Origin of the sequence: Streptomyces californicus (assembly GCF_000717645.1) — a bacterium.
GTDB lineage: Bacteria > Actinomycetota > Actinomycetes > Streptomycetales > Streptomycetaceae > Streptomyces > Streptomyces californicus.
On sequence record NZ_JNZZ01000003.1, the window covers coordinates 266,993 to 284,226 of the forward strand.

The 17,234-nt window shown below is 72.8% G+C and carries 17 protein-coding genes and 2 tRNA genes; 7 read left to right on the forward strand and 12 right to left on the reverse strand.

The genetic code is table 11. The annotated features are described in order from the left end of the window. Positions 1-30: 30 nt before the first annotated feature. From IF19_RS0106135 to IF19_RS0106165, 7 genes are all read right to left on the reverse strand, one after another. On the reverse strand, positions 31-624 hold the full coding sequence (locus IF19_RS0106135) for an SMI1/KNR4 family protein (RefSeq protein WP_030113622.1): 594 nt from the start codon (positions 622-624) through the stop codon (positions 31-33). A 123-nt stretch (positions 625-747) separates the two neighbouring features. Continuing rightward, positions 748-1,386: a peptide deformylase gene (gene def, locus IF19_RS0106140; RefSeq protein WP_030113623.1), complete on the reverse strand. Its 639-nt coding sequence runs from the start codon at positions 1,384-1,386 to the stop codon at positions 748-750. Positions 1,387-1,507: 121 nt separating this feature from the next. Further along, on the reverse strand, positions 1,508-2,503 hold the full coding sequence (locus IF19_RS0106145; protein WP_030113624.1) for a tetratricopeptide repeat protein: 996 nt from the start codon (positions 2,501-2,503) through the stop codon (positions 1,508-1,510). Between the two features lie 633 nt (positions 2,504-3,136). Then, complete coding sequence (gene rsrA / locus IF19_RS0106150) at positions 3,137-3,457, reverse strand: mycothiol system anti-sigma-R factor (protein WP_030113625.1); 321 nt, start codon at positions 3,455-3,457, stop codon at positions 3,137-3,139. Next, positions 3,454-4,110, reverse strand: coding sequence for a sigma-70 family RNA polymerase sigma factor (locus tag IF19_RS0106155; protein WP_030113626.1), 657 nt, complete (start codon positions 4,108-4,110; stop codon positions 3,454-3,456). The genes rsrA and IF19_RS0106155 overlap by 4 nt, the downstream gene beginning before the upstream one ends. Positions 4,111-4,413: 303 nt before the next feature. Further along, positions 4,414-5,064, reverse strand: a complete 651-nt coding sequence (locus IF19_RS0106160; RefSeq protein ID WP_030113627.1) for an alpha/beta hydrolase family protein — start codon at positions 5,062-5,064, stop codon at positions 4,414-4,416. A gap of 214 nt (positions 5,065-5,278) precedes the next feature. Then, positions 5,279-6,094, reverse strand: a complete 816-nt coding sequence (locus IF19_RS0106165; protein ID WP_030113628.1) for an SOS response-associated peptidase — start codon at positions 6,092-6,094, stop codon at positions 5,279-5,281. Positions 6,095-6,147: 53 nt separating this feature from the next. Between IF19_RS0106165 and IF19_RS0106170 the strand changes: the two genes are divergently transcribed. From IF19_RS0106170 to IF19_RS0106185, 4 genes are all read left to right on the forward strand, one after another. After that, a complete protein-coding gene (locus tag IF19_RS0106170) occupies positions 6,148-6,861 on the forward strand; it encodes a M50 family metallopeptidase (protein WP_030113629.1) in 714 nt (237 codons plus the stop codon). Between the two features lie 102 nt (positions 6,862-6,963). Further along, positions 6,964-8,316 (forward strand): 3-phosphoshikimate 1-carboxyvinyltransferase, encoded by a 1,353-nt coding sequence (gene aroA / locus IF19_RS0106175; protein ID WP_030113630.1) that lies wholly within the window; start codon positions 6,964-6,966, stop codon positions 8,314-8,316. A 5-nt stretch (positions 8,317-8,321) separates the two neighbouring features. Further along, positions 8,322-9,338 (forward strand): ribosome small subunit-dependent GTPase A, encoded by a 1,017-nt coding sequence (gene rsgA, locus IF19_RS0106180; protein ID WP_030113631.1) that lies wholly within the window; start codon positions 8,322-8,324, stop codon positions 9,336-9,338. Between the two features lie 118 nt (positions 9,339-9,456). After that, complete coding sequence (locus IF19_RS0106185) at positions 9,457-9,780, forward strand: DMT family transporter (protein WP_030113632.1); 324 nt, start codon at positions 9,457-9,459, stop codon at positions 9,778-9,780. 44 nt (positions 9,781-9,824) lie between these two features. Here IF19_RS0106185 and IF19_RS0106190 read toward each other — a convergent pair whose 3' ends face one another. Continuing rightward, positions 9,825-10,388, reverse strand: a complete 564-nt coding sequence (locus IF19_RS0106190) for a TetR/AcrR family transcriptional regulator (protein WP_030113633.1) — start codon at positions 10,386-10,388, stop codon at positions 9,825-9,827. A gap of 135 nt (positions 10,389-10,523) precedes the next feature. On the opposite strand from IF19_RS0106190, the gene hisN reads away from it, so the two are divergent. Further along, positions 10,524-11,330, forward strand: a complete 807-nt coding sequence (gene hisN / locus IF19_RS0106195) for a histidinol-phosphatase (protein ID WP_030113634.1) — start codon at positions 10,524-10,526, stop codon at positions 11,328-11,330. Between the two features lie 242 nt (positions 11,331-11,572). Further along, a complete protein-coding gene (locus IF19_RS0106200) occupies positions 11,573-11,977 on the forward strand; it encodes a CBS domain-containing protein (protein WP_030113635.1) in 405 nt (134 codons plus the stop codon). Positions 11,978-12,147: 170 nt separating this feature from the next. Here IF19_RS0106200 and IF19_RS0106205 read toward each other — a convergent pair whose 3' ends face one another. Further along, positions 12,148-13,599, reverse strand: a complete 1,452-nt coding sequence (locus IF19_RS0106205; protein WP_030276011.1) for a catalase — start codon at positions 13,597-13,599, stop codon at positions 12,148-12,150. A 237-nt stretch (positions 13,600-13,836) separates the two neighbouring features. Between IF19_RS0106205 and IF19_RS0106210 the strand changes: the two genes are divergently transcribed. Further along, positions 13,837-14,256 (forward strand): Fur family transcriptional regulator, encoded by a 420-nt coding sequence (locus IF19_RS0106210; RefSeq protein WP_030113638.1) that lies wholly within the window; start codon positions 13,837-13,839, stop codon positions 14,254-14,256. Between the two features lie 212 nt (positions 14,257-14,468). On the opposite strand, the gene IF19_RS0106215 is transcribed toward IF19_RS0106210, so the two are convergent. The 3 genes from IF19_RS0106215 to IF19_RS0106225 all read right to left on the reverse strand — a co-directional run bounded on the left by IF19_RS0106215 (position 14,469) and on the right by IF19_RS0106225 (position 17,219). Next, a tRNA-Met gene (locus IF19_RS0106215) sits at positions 14,469-14,542 on the reverse strand. Positions 14,543-14,826: 284 nt separating this feature from the next. After that, positions 14,827-16,920: a tetratricopeptide repeat protein gene (locus tag IF19_RS0106220; protein ID WP_030198585.1), complete on the reverse strand. Its 2,094-nt coding sequence runs from the start codon at positions 16,918-16,920 to the stop codon at positions 14,827-14,829. Positions 16,921-17,145: 225 nt separating this feature from the next. After that, positions 17,146-17,219, reverse strand: a tRNA-Met gene (locus IF19_RS0106225). Positions 17,220-17,234 lie beyond the last annotated feature (15 nt).

Here is a 17,234-nt window from a genome sequence, read left to right on the forward strand (position 1 = left end):
CCGGGTCCGCCCGGGGCGGGGGGACAGAACTCAGTCGTCCTCGAACCAGGAGCGGCCCCGGGCCGCCCAGCGGGCCGCCCACCCCGCGAATCCGGGCGTGCCCGGCATCAGCGGCGTGGTCCCGGGCCGGTCGCCGAACGGGATCGCGCCGTTCTCGTCGATCAGCCAGACATGGCCGCGTTCGGAACCGGTGACGATCAGGTGCCAGTACATGCCGCAGCCGTCGGTGCCCAGCAGCAGCGAGCCGTGGTCGTACACGGGTCCCATCCGCTCCTCGAACTCCTCGTCCGACAGCTCCTCCTCGTCGTCCTGCTCCCACAGCCACGCCCGCGTGAGCGGGAAGGGCTCGGCGAGCAGGCGTTCGGGGCGGCCGGCGCCCCAGTCCCGGGGCGGCCGCGCGAAGGGCAGCAGGCCGTAGTAGGGAGGCCCGGCGCGCAGTCCGTCGCCGATCTCCACCACACAGGTGCGGTACGGCTCCGGGAGGACGATGCCGTGCTCCGCCTCGAAGGACTTCACCGCCTCCTCCCCGGCCGGCTCCACCGCGTCGGGGTGGGCCGCGAAGATCTCGCGGAGGGCGGCCGAATCGGCCGGATCGCAGGTGTCCGTGTTCATGCCGCACATCATGCAGGGCCCGGAAGGGGCGGGCGCGGGCCGGTCGCGCATCCGATCGCCGGGCGGGCGCCACACAGCCACACAGCCGCGGGGCCCGGAGCCGGCGACCGGTTCCGGGCCCCGCGAGGGAACGGCTCAGGCGTTGGGGACGGTCTCGTAGCGCGGCGTGCCCTCTTCCATCTGCCGCAGCGCGTCCTTGCGCTCCCGCTTGGAGAGCCGGTCGATGTACAGGTAGCCGTACAGGTGGTCCGTCTCGTGCTGGAGGCAGCGGGCGAAGTAGCCGGTGCCCTTGACCCGGATCGGGTTGCCCTCGGCGTCCTGGCCGCGCACCACCGCGTAGTCGGGGCGGGCGAGCGAGGCGTACGCGGTCGGGACCGAGAGGCAGCCCTCGTTGGAGTCGTCCAGCACCCGCGTCTCGGGGGCCAGCTCCTCCAGGACCGGGTTGCAGACGACGCCCGTGTGGCGCACCCCGTCGTCGTCCGGGCAGTCGTAGACGAAGACCTTGAGGTCGACGCCGATCTGGTTGGCCGCGAGACCGACGCCCTCGGCCGTCTTCTGGCTGGCGAACATGTCGTCGATCAGCCGGGCCAGCTCGTCGTCGAACGCGGTGACGTCCTTGCACTCCTTGTGCAGCACCGGGTTGCCCACGACCGTGATCGGGCGCGAGGTGCCGCGCGCGCGGTAGGCCGCCTCGCGCTCCTCGCAGTCCTCGGTGTCGACGACGAACCCCTCGTCGTCCACGCCGGTCCGCCCATCCGTCTCCTGCTGCGACATGTCCGCCGTACGCCTTCCTGCAAGACCTTCAACCCGGTGACCCCGCCGCATCCCGTCGAAGACCGGGAAGCGCGGGAGGAGCCGCACCGCGATCGGTGCGCGTACAGCCTACGGGCAGCGGTCAGCAGACTTCTTCGAGATCCCGCCACTCGCGGCTGTCCGGGCTGTCGGCGACCCAGCCGTCCAGCAGCCCGCGCACCAGTCCGGCGGGGGCCGCGAGGCCGCACTCCCGCTCCGGCACCCAGAGGTCGCCGGCCCCGGCGGTGCGGTGGCCCAGCGGCCCGGGGTGGCCGGGCTCACTGTGGTCGTGCGGGTCCAGGTGCTCCCCGTCGCCCTCGTCGCTCTCCATCCGGCTCTCCGAGCACGCCCGGCACAGCAGCCGTACGGACGAGGACCAGTCCTCGGCGGCGAACCCGGCGTCGGACGCCAGCTTCTCCAGCGCGTCCCGGTCCTCCTCGGTGGCCGCCTCCAGCAGGACCACCCAGGTCGGCACCGGGGACGGCGCCCACAGCTCGATCTCGTCGAACACCGGGTAGGCGGGCCCGGCGGCGGTGACCCGCTCGCCGTTGGGCACCCCGTCGTGCAGGACGACCTCGCCCCAGCGCCGCCCGGAGGACGGCAGCGGGATCGACAGCACCTCGATCCGGGCCGGATCGAGCCGTCGGCCCCAGACCACCTCGGCCTCGCCCTCGGGCGAGAGGCGTACGGCCGCGCTGCCCAGCTCCATGCCGGACGGCTCGGTGGTGGCGCCGCTGTGCTGGCCGCCGCCGGGGACCTTCAGCCCGTACGCCTGCCAGGCCCGCCGCGCCAGCGGCCAGTCCTGGAGCGCGGTGGCCGCGATCCCCACGTTCCACCAGTCCGGGGCGCCCGACTCGCGGTCGAGGAGGGCGACGGCCCGCAGACCGGCCGCCCTCGCCTGCTCCCAGTCGTGCCGGAACTTGTGCAGGAGCGCCAGATTGAACCAGGACTCCGAGAGCCAGGGCTCCAGATCCGCCGCGCGCGTCAGCAGCGCCCCCGCGTCCTCGTACCGGCCGTCGCCGATCAGCGTGAACGCGCGGTCCGTGGCCTGCCGCCAAGAGGCGGACGGCCGATGCCGTACCTTCCCGAAGATCCTCACGATTCCCGCCTGTCCCGACTGGACGCCCTCGTCATCCGCTCTGCTTTCGCATCCAACCATGCCCGGCCGGACGCCCGCTCATTACCCATGGGTTACCCAGTCCCGGCCGGGGTCAGACCGCCCGGCGCGAGGACGCGCCCCAGCGCCTCGACCGCCTGCGGCCGGTGGTCGTGCCCGGGGCCGGACCCGGGCCGCTCCCGGGCCCCGGGCGGTCCGCCCACACCTGCCCCGCACCGCCCGCCGTACGCGTCGGCCGTGCTGAGGATCCTGGCGGAGGAAGGGGCACGGGTACGGAACGGCCGGCGCCCCACCCGGCACCGCGGGGGCACGCCGTACCGCCGGTGACCAGGACGGGAGGGGCCGGGCCGACCGCGTACGACGGCGGAAGGAAGCCGGGCTCATCGCGTGTGGACGGCGGGAGCGGGCTCCGGCCCGGGCGGACACGGCGGTACGTGCCGGCTTCCGGCGACGGCGGATGCAGTGCGCGGGCGAAAGATGGGGCGGGGTACGCACCGCCCCGACGTACCCGACTCCGGGGTGGCCGCGCTCACCCCGGAGGAACAAAAGGCTTGACCGGAAACCGAGTTGGGCGGCGCACCGAGCCCTACGGGCCCGATGGACACCTTCGGGTGATTATTCGGCGGCGGTCGTCGGCCGGTCCGCGTCCTGTGCGGTCACGTCCTGCTCGGGCACGGCCTCGCCGGCCCGGATCAGCTCGATCCGGCCCATCACCTTGGAGCGCAGGTCGGTCGGGACGTCGTCCTGTCCGCAGCAGCGCTTGACCAGCTTCTTCACGGCCTGTTCGAGGCCGTACTTCTCCAGGCACGGGGAGCACTCCTCGAAATGCACCTCGAACTTGGTGCAGTCGCCCTCGGGCATCTCCCGGTCGAGAAACTCGTAGAGATGGTCGAGGACCTCCGAGCAATCCGTCTCGTGCGGCTCTCCGCAGCTCATGAGGCCGAGCCCTTCCGATCGTCCGAGTCACCGGCACCGGCCGCGACGAGCCCGCGCTCACGGGCATAGTCCTCCAGCATGCCGCGCAGCTGGCGACGGCCGCGGTGCAGCCGGGACATCACGGTGCCGATGGGTGTCCCCATGATGTCCGCGATCTCCTTGTACGCAAAGCCCTCGACATCGGCGAGATACACGGCGATGCGGAACTCCTCGGGAATCGCCTGGAGCGCCGACTTCACGTCGGAGTCCGGGAGATGGTCGAGGGCCTGGGACTCCGCCGAGCGCAGACCGGTCGACATGTGCGACTCGGCCCGTGCCAGCTGCCAGTCCTCGATCTCCTCGGCGGCGCTGCGCTGGGGCTCCCGCTGCTTCTTGCGGTACGAGTTGATGAACGTGTTGGTGAGGATGCGGTACATCCACGCCTTGAGGTTGGTGCCCTCACGGAACTGGTGGAAGGAGCCGTACGCCTTGGCGTAGGTCTCCTGGACCAGGTCCTCGGCATCGGCCGGGTTGCGCGTCATGCGCAGCGCCGCCGAGTACATCTGGTCGAGAAAGCCCAGGGCGTCCCGCTCGAAGCGCGCGTTGCGCTCCGCGGTCGTCTCCGGTGCACGGCCGTCGTCGGTCCCTGTGTCGGTCCCAGTGACCGGACCCACCTCCTCCAACGATGTGGCGGAACCGAGACCGGACCCGCTCGCATCGGAGAATAGTCGACCTTGCTTGCGGACGGCCTGTCGATTGCCTCCGCCCAGGGTGCGCTCGGAGGTGGTCCTCGCCGCGGGCAACACGGTCCACTCCAGGTCAGCGGCGTTCGAGCGGCTGGGGCAGATGGTCGAACCCATGCGACGGACTCCCTCTCCACGTACGACGTTGTTGTACCGACGTCCCGAACAACAGCGCCTGTGCGCGGGGCATTCCCGGTGCCGGACGGCGGTGGTTTCCGGGCGGGGGCCGCGGGGTCATCCGAGTGACGCGAGCCACTTCACGACCGCGTCGGTGAGGGCGGCCGTCGTCTGCTCCTCCGTCAGCCCGGACCGCTTCGGCACCGCGAACCCGTGGTCGCCGTGGGGGATCTCGGCCAACTCGTACGCGCCGGGCGGGAACTCGCCGGGCCGGCCGAACGGGTCGGCGCCGCCCTGCACCACCAGGGTGGGCACGCCGGTGCCGAGCAGTTCGGCGGCGCGGGACTTCTCCGGCCTGCCCGGCGGGTGGAGGGGAAAGCTGAGCGCGAGGACGGCCGCCGCCCCCAGGTCGGCGGCGGTCCGGCAGGCGACCCGGGCCCCGGCGCTGCGGCCCCCGGCGACGACGGGCGGCCCGGCGGCGGCGAGGGCGGGCCAGAGCCCGCGCCACCCGGTGTCCAGGGTCTTCGGAGCGGGCGCCACCTTCTTTCCGGCCACCCGCCAGGGCTGCTCCACCAGGGCGACGGTGACGCCGTGTCCGGGCAGCGCCCGGGCGAGTGCCTGGAGGTCGCGGGCCTCGATGCCGCCGCCGGCCCCGTGGCTCACGGCGAGCACGAGGCGGGGCGGGGGCGCGGTCGTGGCGGGGACCCAGGTGATCCGGGCCTCACCGGCGTCGGTGGTGACGTTCTGCGTACGCGGTTGACGGCTCACCGCGCCATCCTCCCCCGGGCACGGGCCGGATCGGCGCGGGCGCTCGCGTGCCGCGCGGGGCAGCGCCCCTCCCCCGGGGCGCGGGAAGCCCGGAACCGCGTGGCGCCCCGGACCGGGAGGCCCCCGGAGCCCGACCGCGAGAGTCTCGAAGCCGGACCGCGAGAGCCCTCGGAGCCCGGACCGCGAGACTCCCGGAACCCGGACCGCGAGAGCCTCAGAACAGCGTGGACTCCTCCGGTGCGGCCAGCTCCTCCAGCAGTTCGGGCCCGTTGTTGCGGACGTTGCTGACGGCGGTGGCCACCGGGTAGGCGCGCATCAGTCCGCCGGGCGGCGGCTCCAGCAGCGCGCGCAGTTCGTCGACGCCGGTGTGCGTGGGGTCCAGCCAGGTGTCCCAGCGGTCGGGGGTGAGCATCAGCGGCATCCGGGGGTGGATGTCGGCGAGCGCGCCGGGCCCCTCGGCGGGGGCGACGGCGAGCGGGGTGGTCTCGGCCTCGGTGGTGATCACCGAGCACGTCACCCACCAGGCGTTCTCGTGGTCGCCGGGGAGGGTGGGGTCGCGCCAGAACTCGTACAGTCCGGCCATCGCGAAGACCGAGCCGTCGGCGGGGGTGACGAAGTAGGGCTGCTTGCGGGGGCGCTTCTTGCCCTTCTTCTCCTCCAGCCGCCGTTCCTCCGCGCCGGTGACCCACTCGTAGTAGCCGTCGGCGGGCAGGATGCAGCGGCGCTGGGCGAAGGCCCGGCGGAAGGAGGGTTTCTCGTGCACGGTCTCCGCGCGGGCGTTGATCATCCGGGCGGCGCCCTCGGGCGTCTTCGACCAGGACGGTACGAGACCCCATTTCAGGGCACGCAACTGGCGAACCGGATGCTGGTCGTCCGCGTCCTTAACAGGACGCTCCAGAACCGCGTAGACCTCTTTGGTCGGCGCCACGTTCCAGTCCGGCTCCAGGGTCTCGGTGGGTTCCCACTTCTCGACGCCGAAAAGTCCGGTCAGGTCCTCGGGCTTCCGACTCGCTGCAAACCGTCCGCACATAACTGCCAGACTGCCACGACCGCCCACCCCGACCGCAAGGAGTCGCCCGGCCGATGAACAGCACCGAACTGGGCGATCTGTGGGATCGCGTCACCGGCACCCAGTCAGCCCCTGAGCAGTGGCTGGTGGTGGTGACGGCGACGCTCGCGCTGATCGCCGTCGTGCCCAATCCGATATGGCGGCTCTCCCGCAACACGATCACCATCGCGCACGAGGGCGGCCACGGGCTGGTGGCCCTGCTCACCGGGCGGCAGCTCTCCGGCATCCGGCTGCACTCGGACACCAGCGGGCTGACCGTGAGCCGCGGCAAGCCGACGGGGATCGGCATGATCCTCACGGCGGCGGCCGGCTACACGGCCCCGTCGCTGCTGGGCCTGGGCGGCGCCTGGCTGCTCACGAACGGCCGGATCACGCTCCTGCTGTGGGTGGCGACCGCGCTGCTCGCGGTGATGCTGGTGATGATCCGCAATGTGTACGGGGCGCTCACCGTCATCCTGACCGGCGCCACCTTCCTGCTGGTGTCCTGGCTGGCCTCCTCGGACGTGCAGTCGGCGTTCGCGTACGTCGTGGTGTGGTTCCTGCTGCTGGGCGGGGTGCGGCCGCCGTTCGAGCTGCAGTCCAAGCGGCGGTACGGCGGCGCCCCGGACTCCGACGCGGACCAGTTGGCCCGGCTGACGCACGCCCCGGCGGTGCTGTGGCTGTTCCTCTTCCACGCGGTGTCCCTGTGCTCGCTGATCGGCGGCGGGCGGTGGCTGCTGGGCTGGTGAGGCCGGTCGGCCGCGGCGGCCCGCACCACTGACTGACTACGGGAGGGTTCGCACCCTTTTCGTCAGGATCCGGACCGGTGTGGAGCCACTAAAGTAAGGGCCATGACCGAGAGTTCCGTGCACCCCGCCCTCTGGCCCGCTCCCCACGCGAGCGGAGCCGTCGACGCGACCGTCACCGTGCCCGGATCGAAATCGGTCACCAACCGCGCCCTCGTGCTGGCCTCGCTCGCCTCCGAGCCCGGGTGGCTGCGCCGCCCGCTGCGCTCCCGCGACACCCTGCTGATGGCCGACGCGCTGCGCGCCATGGGCGTCGGCATCGAGGAGACGATCTCCTCCTCGTCCGCGAGCAGCCCGTCCGCCGCGGCCGCCCCGGAGGCCAAGGGCGAGGCGTGGCGGGTCATCCCGGCGGGGCTGCACGGCCCGGCGGCGGTCGACGTCGGCAACGCGGGCACGGTCATGCGCTTCCTGCCGCCCGTCGCCACGCTCGCCGACGGCCCGATCCGCTTCGACGGCGACCCCCGGTCGTACGAGCGTCCGCTGACCGGCGTGATCGAGGCCCTGCGGACGCTCGGCGCGCGGATCGACGACGACGGGCGCGGGGCGCTGCCCCTGACCGTGCACGGCGGTGGGGCGCTGGTGGGCGGGACGGTGTCGATCGACGCCTCGTCCTCCTCGCAGTTCGTCTCGGCGCTGCTGCTGTCGGCGCCGCGCTTCAACCAGGGCGTGGAGGTACGGCACACCGGGACCACGCTCCCCTCGATGCCGCACATCCGGATGACGGTCGAGATGCTGCGCGCGGTCGGCGCCCAGGTGGACGAGCCGGAGACGGGCGGCGAGCGGAACGTCTGGCGGGTCTCCCCCTCCGCCCTGCTCGGCCGGGACCTGACGATCGAGCCGGACCTCTCCAACGCCCAGCCGTTCCTGGCGGCGGCCCTGGTGACCGGCGGCCGGGTCACCGTCCCGGACTGGCCGGAACGCACCACCCAGCCGGGCGACGCGCTGCGGGAGATCTTCACCGCGATGGGCGGTGACTGCGAGCTGACCGGGAAGGGACTGACCTTCACCGGTACGGGCCGGATCCACGGCATCGACGTGGACCTCGGCGAGGTCGGCGAGCTGACCCCGGGCATCGCGGCGGTCGCGGCCCTGGCCGACTCCCCCTCGACGCTGCGCGGGGTGGCCCATCTGCGGCTGCACGAGACGGACCGGCTGGCCGCGCTGACCAAGGAGATCAACGAGCTGGGCGGCGACGTCACCGAGACGGCCGACGGGCTGCACATCCGCCCGCGCCCGCTGCGCGGCGGCGTCTTCCACACGTACGACGACCACCGCATGGCCACCGCCGGTGCGGTCATCGGGCTGGCGGTGAAGGGCGTGGAGATCGAGAACGTGGGGACGACCGCCAAGACCCTGCCGGACTTCCCGGACATGTGGACCGGAATGCTCGGGGCCTAGACGCGATGCGCCGCTACGGGAAGAACCCCGACGAGGACGACATCCGCGTCCGCCCCAACCGCAAGGGCAACCGCCCGCGCACCCACATCCGGCCCAAGCACGAGGACGCCGAGGACGGCATGGTCCTCACCGTCGACCGGGGCCGGCTCACCTGTCTCGTCGACGGCCGGACCGTGGTGGCGATGAAGGCCCGCGAGCTGGGGCGCAAGGCCGCCGTGGTGGGCGACACCGTCTCCATCGTCGGCGACCTGTCCGGTGAGAAGGACACCCTGGCCCGGATCGTGCGGATCGCCCCGCGCCGCACGGTGCTGCGCCGCACGGCGGACGACGACGATCCGTACGAGCGCGTGGTCGTCGCCAACGCGGACCAGTTGGCGATCGTCACCGCGCTGGCCGATCCGGAGCCCCGGCCGCGCATGATCGACCGCTGCCTGGTCGCCGCGTACGACGGCGGGCTCACCCCGCTCCTGGTGCTGACCAAATCCGACCTGGCCCCGCCGGACGCGCTGCTGGAGGCGTACACCCCGCTCGGCGTCCCGTACATCGTGACCAGCCGCGACGAGCTGGAGAACGGGGACGCGGCGGAGCGGGTGCGGGCACTGCTGGAGGGCAAGGTCACCGCCTTCGTCGGGCACTCCGGCGTCGGCAAGACGACGCTGGTCAACGCCCTGGTGCCAGAGGACCGGCGGCGGACCACCGGCAACGTCAACGCGGTGACCGGCCGGGGGCGGCACACCACCACGTCCGCGCTCGCCCTGCCGCTGCCGGGCGACCGGGGCTGGGTGGTGGACACCCCGGGCGTGCGCTCGTTCGGGCTGCACCACGTCGACCCCTCGCGCGTCATCCACGCCTTCCCCGATCTGGAGCCGGGCACGGAGGAGTGCCCCCGCGGCTGCACCCACGACGAGAACCAGCCGGAGTGCGCCCTGGACGCCTGGGTGGCCGAGGGGCACGCCGACCCGGCCCGGCTGGACTCCCTGCGCCGGCTGCTCGCGACCCGGGAGCGGCGCGAGGGCGACTGACGACATCCGGCCACAATCGGCCGCGTCACCCGGGCATGTTTGCGAGCTTCAACGACCGGTAAAGGCATAATCGCACCGAACGGGACGAAGCCGTCACCTACGTGGGAGGCACCTGACGATGCCGTGGTTGCTGGTCGTGGTCGCGGGCCTGCTGGAGACCGGCTTCGCCGTGTGTCTGAAGCTCTCCCACGGGTTCACCCGGCTCTGGCCGACGATCGCGTTCGCGGCGTTCGCGCTGGGGAGCTTCGGCCTGCTGACCCTGGCACTGAAGAAGCTGGACGTGGGTCCGGCGTACGCGGTGTGGACCGGGATCGGGGCGGCCGGGACCGCGATCTACGGGATGATCTTCCTGGGCGACGTGGTGTCCACGCTGAAGCTGGTCTCGATCTCGCTGGTGATCGTCGGCGTGATCGGCCTCCAGCTCTCCGGCTCCGCGCACTGAGCCCGGGGGCGGCCGCATCTCCGGTCGCCGACGCCCCAGCGGCCCTACCTCACGGCCCGGGTCGCCTCCCGGACCAGGCGCAGAGCCCTGCTGTCCGCCGCGTCGTCGCCCGGCACCGGGGCGATCACGCAGGACAGCGCGATCCGGAACGCGATCTCGCAGCGGGCGGCGGCCCCGGGCGAGACGCCCGCCGCCCGCTCCCGTACCAGCGCGAGCAGTTCCTCGGGGGTCGGCGGAGGCTTCCCGCCCGTACGCCCCCGGGAGCCGGGCCGGCGGTCCGGGCGGGGCAGCCCGTCCTCCCAGTACCCGGTCAGCAGCGCCTTGACCAGTGCGTCCTGCCGGGCGGCCCGTACGGTCCAGAGCGCGACGGCGGCCGGACGATCGGGTTCCGGAGCGGTCAGCGCACGGTCCGCCCCGGCGAGGTAGTCGGCGGCGGACCGCCGCAGCAGCGCCCCGGCCAGACCTTCCTTGGTGCCGAACGCGTTGTAGAGGGTCTGCCGGGAGACCCCGGCCAGCGCGGCCACGTCGGCCATCCGCACGGACCGCCAGGCCCGTTCCTCCAACGCCCGGTGGGCGGCCTCCAGCAGTGCCTGCCGCGCTCTCGGCATCGCCGCCACCCCCTGGCCCCGGGTCTCCTGCGGTTCAGCGTTGACGCGCTCCCGGAGGCTGTCAAGGGTGCGCGTCGAAGGGCTGCGGCCGGGGGACGGTGGCCCGCGCACGGCGGCGCTGGATACTGTGACGGCATGCCCGACTACCACGATGATCTGCGCCTCGCCCACGTACTGGCGGACGCCGCCGACGCGGCGACCATGGACCGGTTCAAGGCTCTCGACCTCAAGGTGGAGACCAAGCCGGACATGACCCCGGTGAGCGAGGCCGACAAGGCCGCCGAGGAGCTGATCCGGGGCCATCTGCACCGGGCCCGCCCGCGCGACGCGATCCTGGGCGAGGAGTACGGGCTGGAGGGGAGCGGCCCGCGCCGCTGGGTCATCGACCCGATCGACGGGACCAAGAACTACGTGCGCGGCGTGCCGGTGTGGGCGACGCTGATCTCCCTGATGGAAGCCGACGGGGGCGGGGAAGGCTTTCGGCCGGTCATGGGCGTGGTCTCCGCGCCGGCGCTGAACCGGCGCTGGTGGGCGGCGAAGGGCGCGGGCGCGTTCACCGGCCGTAGCCTCACCTCCGCGACCCGGATGCACGTGTCGAAGGTGGGCCGGCTTCCGGACGCCTCGTTCGCGTACTCCTCGCTCTCCGGCTGGGAGGAGCAGGGCCGCCTCGACGGCTTCCTCGACCTCACCCGGGCCTGCTGGCGGACGCGGGGATACGGAGACTTCTGGTCGTACATGATGGTGGCGGAGGGGTCCGTGGACCTGTGCGCCGAGCCGGAGCTGTCGCTGTGGGACATGGCGGCGCCCGCGATCATCGTCCAGGAGGCGGGCGGCCGGTTCACCTCGCTGGACGGGGTGGACGGCGTGGACGGCGGAAACGCCGCGGCCTCCAACGGGCTGCTCCACGACGAGTTGCTCAGCCGTCTCGTCCGGACCTCCTGACCTCGGCGCCCGTCGTCCTCGGGGAGTTCTCGGGCTTCGCGAACCTCGTACGTCCGGGCCTGGCCGGAATCCCACCGCTCACGCGGCGCACGGGGGCGCGCCGGATGCCGTCCGCACGCCCTCCGGCGCGCTCCGCCCACCCCTTGTCGACCCGCTCCATGGGTGCGACTCTGAGAGTCCCCCCACTTGTGAACTTGTGAATCGACTCACAGAGTCGACTCACCGAGGAGGTGGCTCGTTTCATGCTCGTCCGTGACGCCATGAGCACGGTGGTCCTCACCATCGGCCCCACCCATACGCTCCGCCAGGCGGCCCGGCTGATGTCGGCCCGCCGGATCGGGGCCGCTGTCGTCCATGATCCGGACACCTTCGGACTCGGCATCATCACCGAGCGCGACATCCTCGACGCGGTCGGGTCGGGGCTGGACCCCGACCGGGAGACCGCGTCCGCCCACACCACCACGGACGTCGTGTTCGCCGCGCCGGCCTGGACCCTGGAGGAGGCGGCGGAGGCGATGACGCACGGCGGGTTCCGGCACCTGATCGTGCTGGACGGCGACGGCGCCGTGGGCATCGTGTCGGTGCGCGACATCATCCGCTGCTGGTCGCCCGCCCGCCGCAGGCGCCCCGCCGTCGCCACCGGCTGATGCCCCGGCCGGCCCCCGGCTGAGCCCCAGGCCGAACGCCGCACCGACGGCAGGTGGGCCCGGCCGCCCGGTGCCCGACGCCCGGTGGGGCTCGGCTGCCCGGTCCCCCGACGACCGGCGGGCCGGACCCCGTGAGGGAATCCGGCCCGCCGCCGACGGCAAACGCCCGGTCAGCCGCGAAGGGCCTGGACCGCGGCCTCCAGCCGCTTGCCGAAGTCGTCGTCCGCCTGGCGGAAGTTGTTGATCGCGCGCTCGGCGATGTCCTCGCGCGAGACCTTGGCGATGAACCCGGCGAGGTTGTCGACGAGACGCCCCTTCTCGTCCTCCGACAGCAGCCGGTAGAGGTCGCCCGCCTGCACGAAGTCGTTGTCCTCGGCGTGGACGGGGGCCTCGGTGTTGCCGGAGACACCGGTGACCGGGACCGGCTGCCACAGCGGCCGGCCCGTCTGGGCGGGGCCGCCGAAGCTGTTCGGCTCGTAGTTCTTCGCGCCCTCGTGACGACCGTCGTAGAGGAAGCCGTCCCGGCTGTTGGTCCGCGCCTCGGTGGCGTGCGGCCGGTTCACCGGCAGGTGGTCGGCGTTGATGCCGACGCGGTAGCGGTGGGCGTCGCCGTACGCGAAGAGGCGGCCCTGGAGCATCTTGTCCGGGGACGGGCCGATGCCCGGCACGAAGTGGGCGGGGCTGAAGATCGACTGCTCGACCTCGGCGAAGACGTTCCGCGGGTTGCGGTTGAGCTCCAGCTTGCCGATCTCGATCGGCGGGTAGTCCGCGTGCGGCCACACCTTGGTGAGGTCGAACGGGTTGAAGCGGTAGGTCGCCGCGTCCGCCGCGGGCATGATCTGGATCTGCACCGTCCAGGAGGGGAAGTCGCCGCGCTCGATCGCCTCGCGCAGATCGCGCTGGTGGCTGTCGGGGTCCTCGCCGGCGAGCTTGTTGGCCTCGTCCTGGGTGAGGTTCTTGATGCCCTGGTCGGTCTTGAAGTGGTACTTGACCCAGAAGACCTCGCCGGCCTCGTTGTTCCACTGGTAGGTGTGCGAGCCGTACCCGTTCATGTGGCGCAGCGTGGCCGGGATGCCCCGGTCACCGAAGAGCCAGGTCACCTGGTGCGTCGACTCGGGCGAGAGGCCCCAGAAGTCCCAGACGTTGTCCGCCTCCTGCGAGCCGGTGTACGGGTCGCGCTTCTGGGTGTGGATGAAGTCGGGGAACTTGATGGCGTCCTTGATGAAGAACACCGGGGTGTTGTTGCCGACGAGGTCGTAGTTGCCCTCCTCGGTGTAGAACTTCAGCGCGAAACCGCGCGGATCGCGCACGGCGTCGGCGGAGCCGAGGTTGCCGGCGACGGTGGAGAAGCGCAGGAAGGTCTCGGTCTGCTTGCCGACCCCGGAGAGGAACTTCGCCCGGGTCCACTGCGAGACGTCACGGGTCAGCGTGAACGTGCCGTACGCGCCGGCGCCGCGGGCGTGCACGACGCGCTCCGGGATGCGTTCACGGTTGAAGTGGGCGAGCTTCTCCAGCAGCGCCTGGTCCTGGACGAGAACCGGACCGCCGGGGCCCGCGGTCTCACTGTTCTGGTTGTCCGCGACCGGCGCGCCGGCCTCCGTGGTGAGCGGTCCCTGCGTCACGTGCGCCTCCTGCGTGTGTCCTGCACTTCGGTGATCGGCCGGCCCTGCCACCGGGCCGATGTTCCGCACAGCCTGTCCCTTGGTCTATGCCGATACCGATCCTACAATGGACAAAGTCCAAGTCAAGTGAGCATCCAGAGTCATAGGACATCCAAGATCCACATATATCCAAGGTGACGGCGCGTCCAAAGTCACACCCGATCGGGATTCCGTCCCTCCACTGTTAGGCTGGGCCCCATGAGCGACCTGTTGGAACGACTTCGCGGACGCGGCTGGCGCATGACGGCGCAGCGGCGGGTCGTGGCCGAAGTCCTCGACGGGGACCACGTGCACCTGACGGCGGACGAGGTCCACGCGAGGGCCGTGTCCCGGCTACCCGAGATCTCGCGCGCCACCGTCTACAACACGCTCGGCGAGATGGTGTCCCTCGGCGAGGTGCTGGAGGTGTCCACCGACCGCCGGGCCAAGCGCTACGACCCCAACGCCCACCAGCCCCACCACCACCTGGTGTGCGGACAGTGCGGCGCGATCCGGGACGTGCACCCGGCGGGCAACCCGCTGGCAGACCTTCCGGTGGACGAGCGCTACGGCTTCATGGTCTCCGACGTCGAGGTGACGTATCGCGGGCTCTGCCCGAACTGCGCCCCCACCGCCTGAGGCACACACGCACCGCGCCGATGCCGACCCGCTCCGTACGGGTCGGCATCGGCGTTTCCGCGTTCACGGGGGCAGGGCGGGGCCGCACGGCCACCGGACGACGGCGCGCACCGGGACCCGGACACCTTCGACGCTCGCCGGCCCCCTGGCATGACCAGGCCCGGACATGACGGAGGCCCGGATCTCGATGAGATCCGGGCCCTCGTCTTCAGTAGCGGGGACAGGATTTGAACCTGCGACCTCTGGGTTATGAGCCCAGCGAGCTACCGAGCTGCTCCACCCCGCGTCGGTGAATGCAACGTTACGTCAGCGGATCGGGCGATGCAAATCCCTTCACGCCGCCCCGGGGCGTGGGCGCTACCGGCGGAGGGCGGGGCAGTTCCCAGGGGGGAGGATCAGGCGGTGCGCTCCCCGTCCGAAGCCGCGCCCGGGGCCGGCCGGAGCGCGCCGCCCGGCCCCGCTGTCACGCGGAGAGCTTCTGCTCCGGTGTCACGCCGCGAGTTGCAGCCCCGGTGTCACGCCGTGAGTTCCGGGCACGGTGTCACGCGTGGGTGAGCTTCTGCCCCGGTGTCACGCCGTGAGTTCCTGATGGAGTGCCTCGCGCAGCCGTGCCGCCCGTTCGGCCACCTCGGCCGGCCCCAGCTCCACGGCCCGCGCGCACCAGCGCTGCCCCTCGGTCAGCTCGCCCCGGCGGGCCGCGAGCAGCGCCAGGCGCAGGGCCGCCCGGCCGTGCCCGGCCCCGGCGGCCCGGGTCCACCACAGGGCGGCCTCGCGCTCGCTTCCCTCACGGGCCAGCAGCAGCCCGAGGTTGAAGGCCCCGTTCCGGCTGCCCGCCTCGGCGGCCTCGCGGTACCAGTGGGCGGCGTTCTCCACGTCCCCCCGGGCGGCGGCGAGCATGCCGACCCGGACCTGGGCGCGGCGGTGGCCCTGCTGGGCGGCGCGCTCGTACCACTCCTCGCACTCGGTCTTCTCCGGCATCGGCTCACCGAGCGCCGGGGGCCCCGGCGGCGGCTGCCGCGCGTCCAGCACGCCGGCCAGCCGGAACGCGGCCTCGGCGCTGCCGCCGCCCGCCGCGCAGCGCAGGTGCCGCTCGGCCTCCTGGTCCTCGCCGTCGCGCAGGAGGGCGATGCCGACCTGGAGCGCGGCGTCGGTGTGCCCGGCCGCCGCGGCCCGCTCGTACCAGCCCAGCGCCGTGCGGTCCTCGTCGCGGCCGGCGTGCAGGATGCCGAGGTTGAAGGCCGCGTCGACGCTGCCCGCCTCGGCCGCCTTGGAGAACCAGGGCTCGGCCCCGGTGTGGTCGCCGGCCTGGAGAAGGAGCACCGCGAGCGCGTTGGCGGCCTCGCGGTGTCCGGCGTACGCGGCACGGCGGTACCACTGCTCGGCCTGCGGGATACGGTCCTGGGCGGCACAGAGCAGCCCGAGGTTGTACGCCCCGTTGACGTCTCCCGCGTCCATGGCGGCCCGGTACCACCGCTCGGCGGTCTGCTGCTCACCACGTGCCGCGTGCAGCGCGCCGAGCGCGTTGGCGGCGTTGCCGTCGCCGTCCTGGGCGGCGCGCAGCCACCACACGGCGGCGCTCTCCTCGTCGCCGGCGTCGCGCAGCAGGAAGCCGAGCGCGCAGGCGGCGCGCGCCTCGCCGTCCTTGGCTGACGTGAGGTACCAGCGTCCGGCCTCCTTGAGCTCACCGCGCTGCTCCAGGATCGCGCCGAGGTGCAGGGCGGCACGCCGGTGGCCGCGTGCGGCGGCCTGGCGGTACCACTGCTCGGCCTCACCGACCCGGCCCGCGGCGGGACCCGCCACCGGGCTGTCGCCGTCCAGCGCGCTCCTGCCCTCGCCGCCGCCGGCAGGGGGCGCGGGCGCGACGGTGGGAAGCCTCAGGCCGGTCCCGGTCCGCACCGGGCTCCGGCCGAGACCGAACGCCTCGTGCGGGTCCTCGACGGCCTTGCGCTCCAGGGCGCGGGCCAGCCGGTAGGCAGCCTCGCGGTGCCCCTGTTCGGCGGCGGCGCGCAGCCAGCGCTCGGCGCCGACGTCGCTGCGGTGCTCCAGGAGGTCGGCGAGCGCGTACGCGCCGAGCGCGTGGCCCTGCTCGGCGGACTGGCGCAGCCAGTACTCGGCGCCGGGCTCGTCCCCGCGCTCGCGGAGGTGCCGGCCGAGCGCGTGCGCGGCGGCGGCGGAGCCGGCCACGGCGGCGATGCGCCACCAGCCGGCGGCCTCGTCCGGGTAGCCGCGCTGGTGCAGCAGCACGCCCAGGTTGTTCGCGGCGGCCCGGTCGCCGTCGGCGGTGGCGGCGCGCAGATAGCGTTCGGCGCCGTCCAGGTCGCCCCGGCGCAGCAGCAGGGCGCCCAGGACGCTCATGGAGGCGGTGTCGCCGGCGTCGGCGGCGCGGCGGTGCCGCGCCTCGCTCTCGGCATGGTCCGCGGCATCGAGCGCGTCGGTGGTGCCGTCCTCGGGTCCGGTGCTCTCGGGTGCCGGGTCGCCGTCGGGCGTGGCCGTGTCGCTGTCGGACGGGGGCGCGTCGAGGTCACCGGTCCGCTGGACCGGCGCACCCGTCCCGGCGGCGGCAGCGGCAAAAGACGCGTCTACCGCGCTATCCGGCTCTTGGCCGCGTTGTCGCGCAAACCGCCCTGTCTCCAACAGAGTTGCCCTGTCCCCCATAAATACCATCGTCGCACCACCTGTAACCCGCGTACACCCGGTATATCGCGGACAGTGAGGTCACTACAGCGTTTTGTCGACATGCCCACAGAGAGACAAGTGAAACACGTCCGGACCCAACTGCTGCCCAGCGAACCGCGCTTCACGCCCTCTGCGTGAAATCGGCACGGCACACTCACTCCGGACATGGCGAAGGCCCGGATCCCCTGGGAGATCCGGGCCTTCGTCTTTCAGTAGCGGGGACAGGATTTGAACCTGCGACCTCTGGGTTATGAGCCCAGCGAGCTACCGAGCTGCTCCACCCCGCGTCGTTGTGTTCAAAC

Bases quoted from the DNA above. Each gene is read 5' to 3' on its own strand.
- IF19_RS0106135 (WP_030113622.1), bottom strand. From the start codon at position 624: ATGATGTGCGGCATGAACACGGACACCTGCGATCCGGCCGATTCGGCC.
- def (WP_030113623.1), bottom strand. From the start codon at position 1,386: ATGTCGCAGCAGGAGACGGATGGGCGGACCGGCGTGGACGACGAGGGG.
- rsrA (WP_030113625.1), bottom strand. From the start codon at position 3,457: ATGAGCTGCGGAGAGCCGCACGAGACGGATTGCTCGGAGGTCCTCGAC.
- IF19_RS0106165 (WP_030113628.1), bottom strand. From the start codon at position 6,094: ATGTGCGGACGGTTTGCAGCGAGTCGGAAGCCCGAGGACCTGACCGGA.
- IF19_RS0106170 (WP_030113629.1), top strand. From the start codon at position 6,148: ATGAACAGCACCGAACTGGGCGATCTGTGGGATCGCGTCACCGGCACC.
- aroA (WP_030113630.1), top strand. From the start codon at position 6,964: ATGACCGAGAGTTCCGTGCACCCCGCCCTCTGGCCCGCTCCCCACGCG.
- rsgA (WP_030113631.1), top strand. From the start codon at position 8,322: ATGCGCCGCTACGGGAAGAACCCCGACGAGGACGACATCCGCGTCCGC.
- IF19_RS0106185 (WP_030113632.1), top strand. From the start codon at position 9,457: ATGCCGTGGTTGCTGGTCGTGGTCGCGGGCCTGCTGGAGACCGGCTTC.
- IF19_RS0106190 (WP_030113633.1), bottom strand. From the start codon at position 10,388: ATGCCGAGAGCGCGGCAGGCACTGCTGGAGGCCGCCCACCGGGCGTTG.
- hisN (WP_030113634.1), top strand. From the start codon at position 10,524: ATGCCCGACTACCACGATGATCTGCGCCTCGCCCACGTACTGGCGGAC.
- IF19_RS0106200 (WP_030113635.1), top strand. From the start codon at position 11,573: ATGCTCGTCCGTGACGCCATGAGCACGGTGGTCCTCACCATCGGCCCC.
- IF19_RS0106210 (WP_030113638.1), top strand. From the start codon at position 13,837: ATGAGCGACCTGTTGGAACGACTTCGCGGACGCGGCTGGCGCATGACG.
- IF19_RS0106220 (WP_030198585.1), bottom strand. From the start codon at position 16,920: ATGGTATTTATGGGGGACAGGGCAACTCTGTTGGAGACAGGGCGGTTT.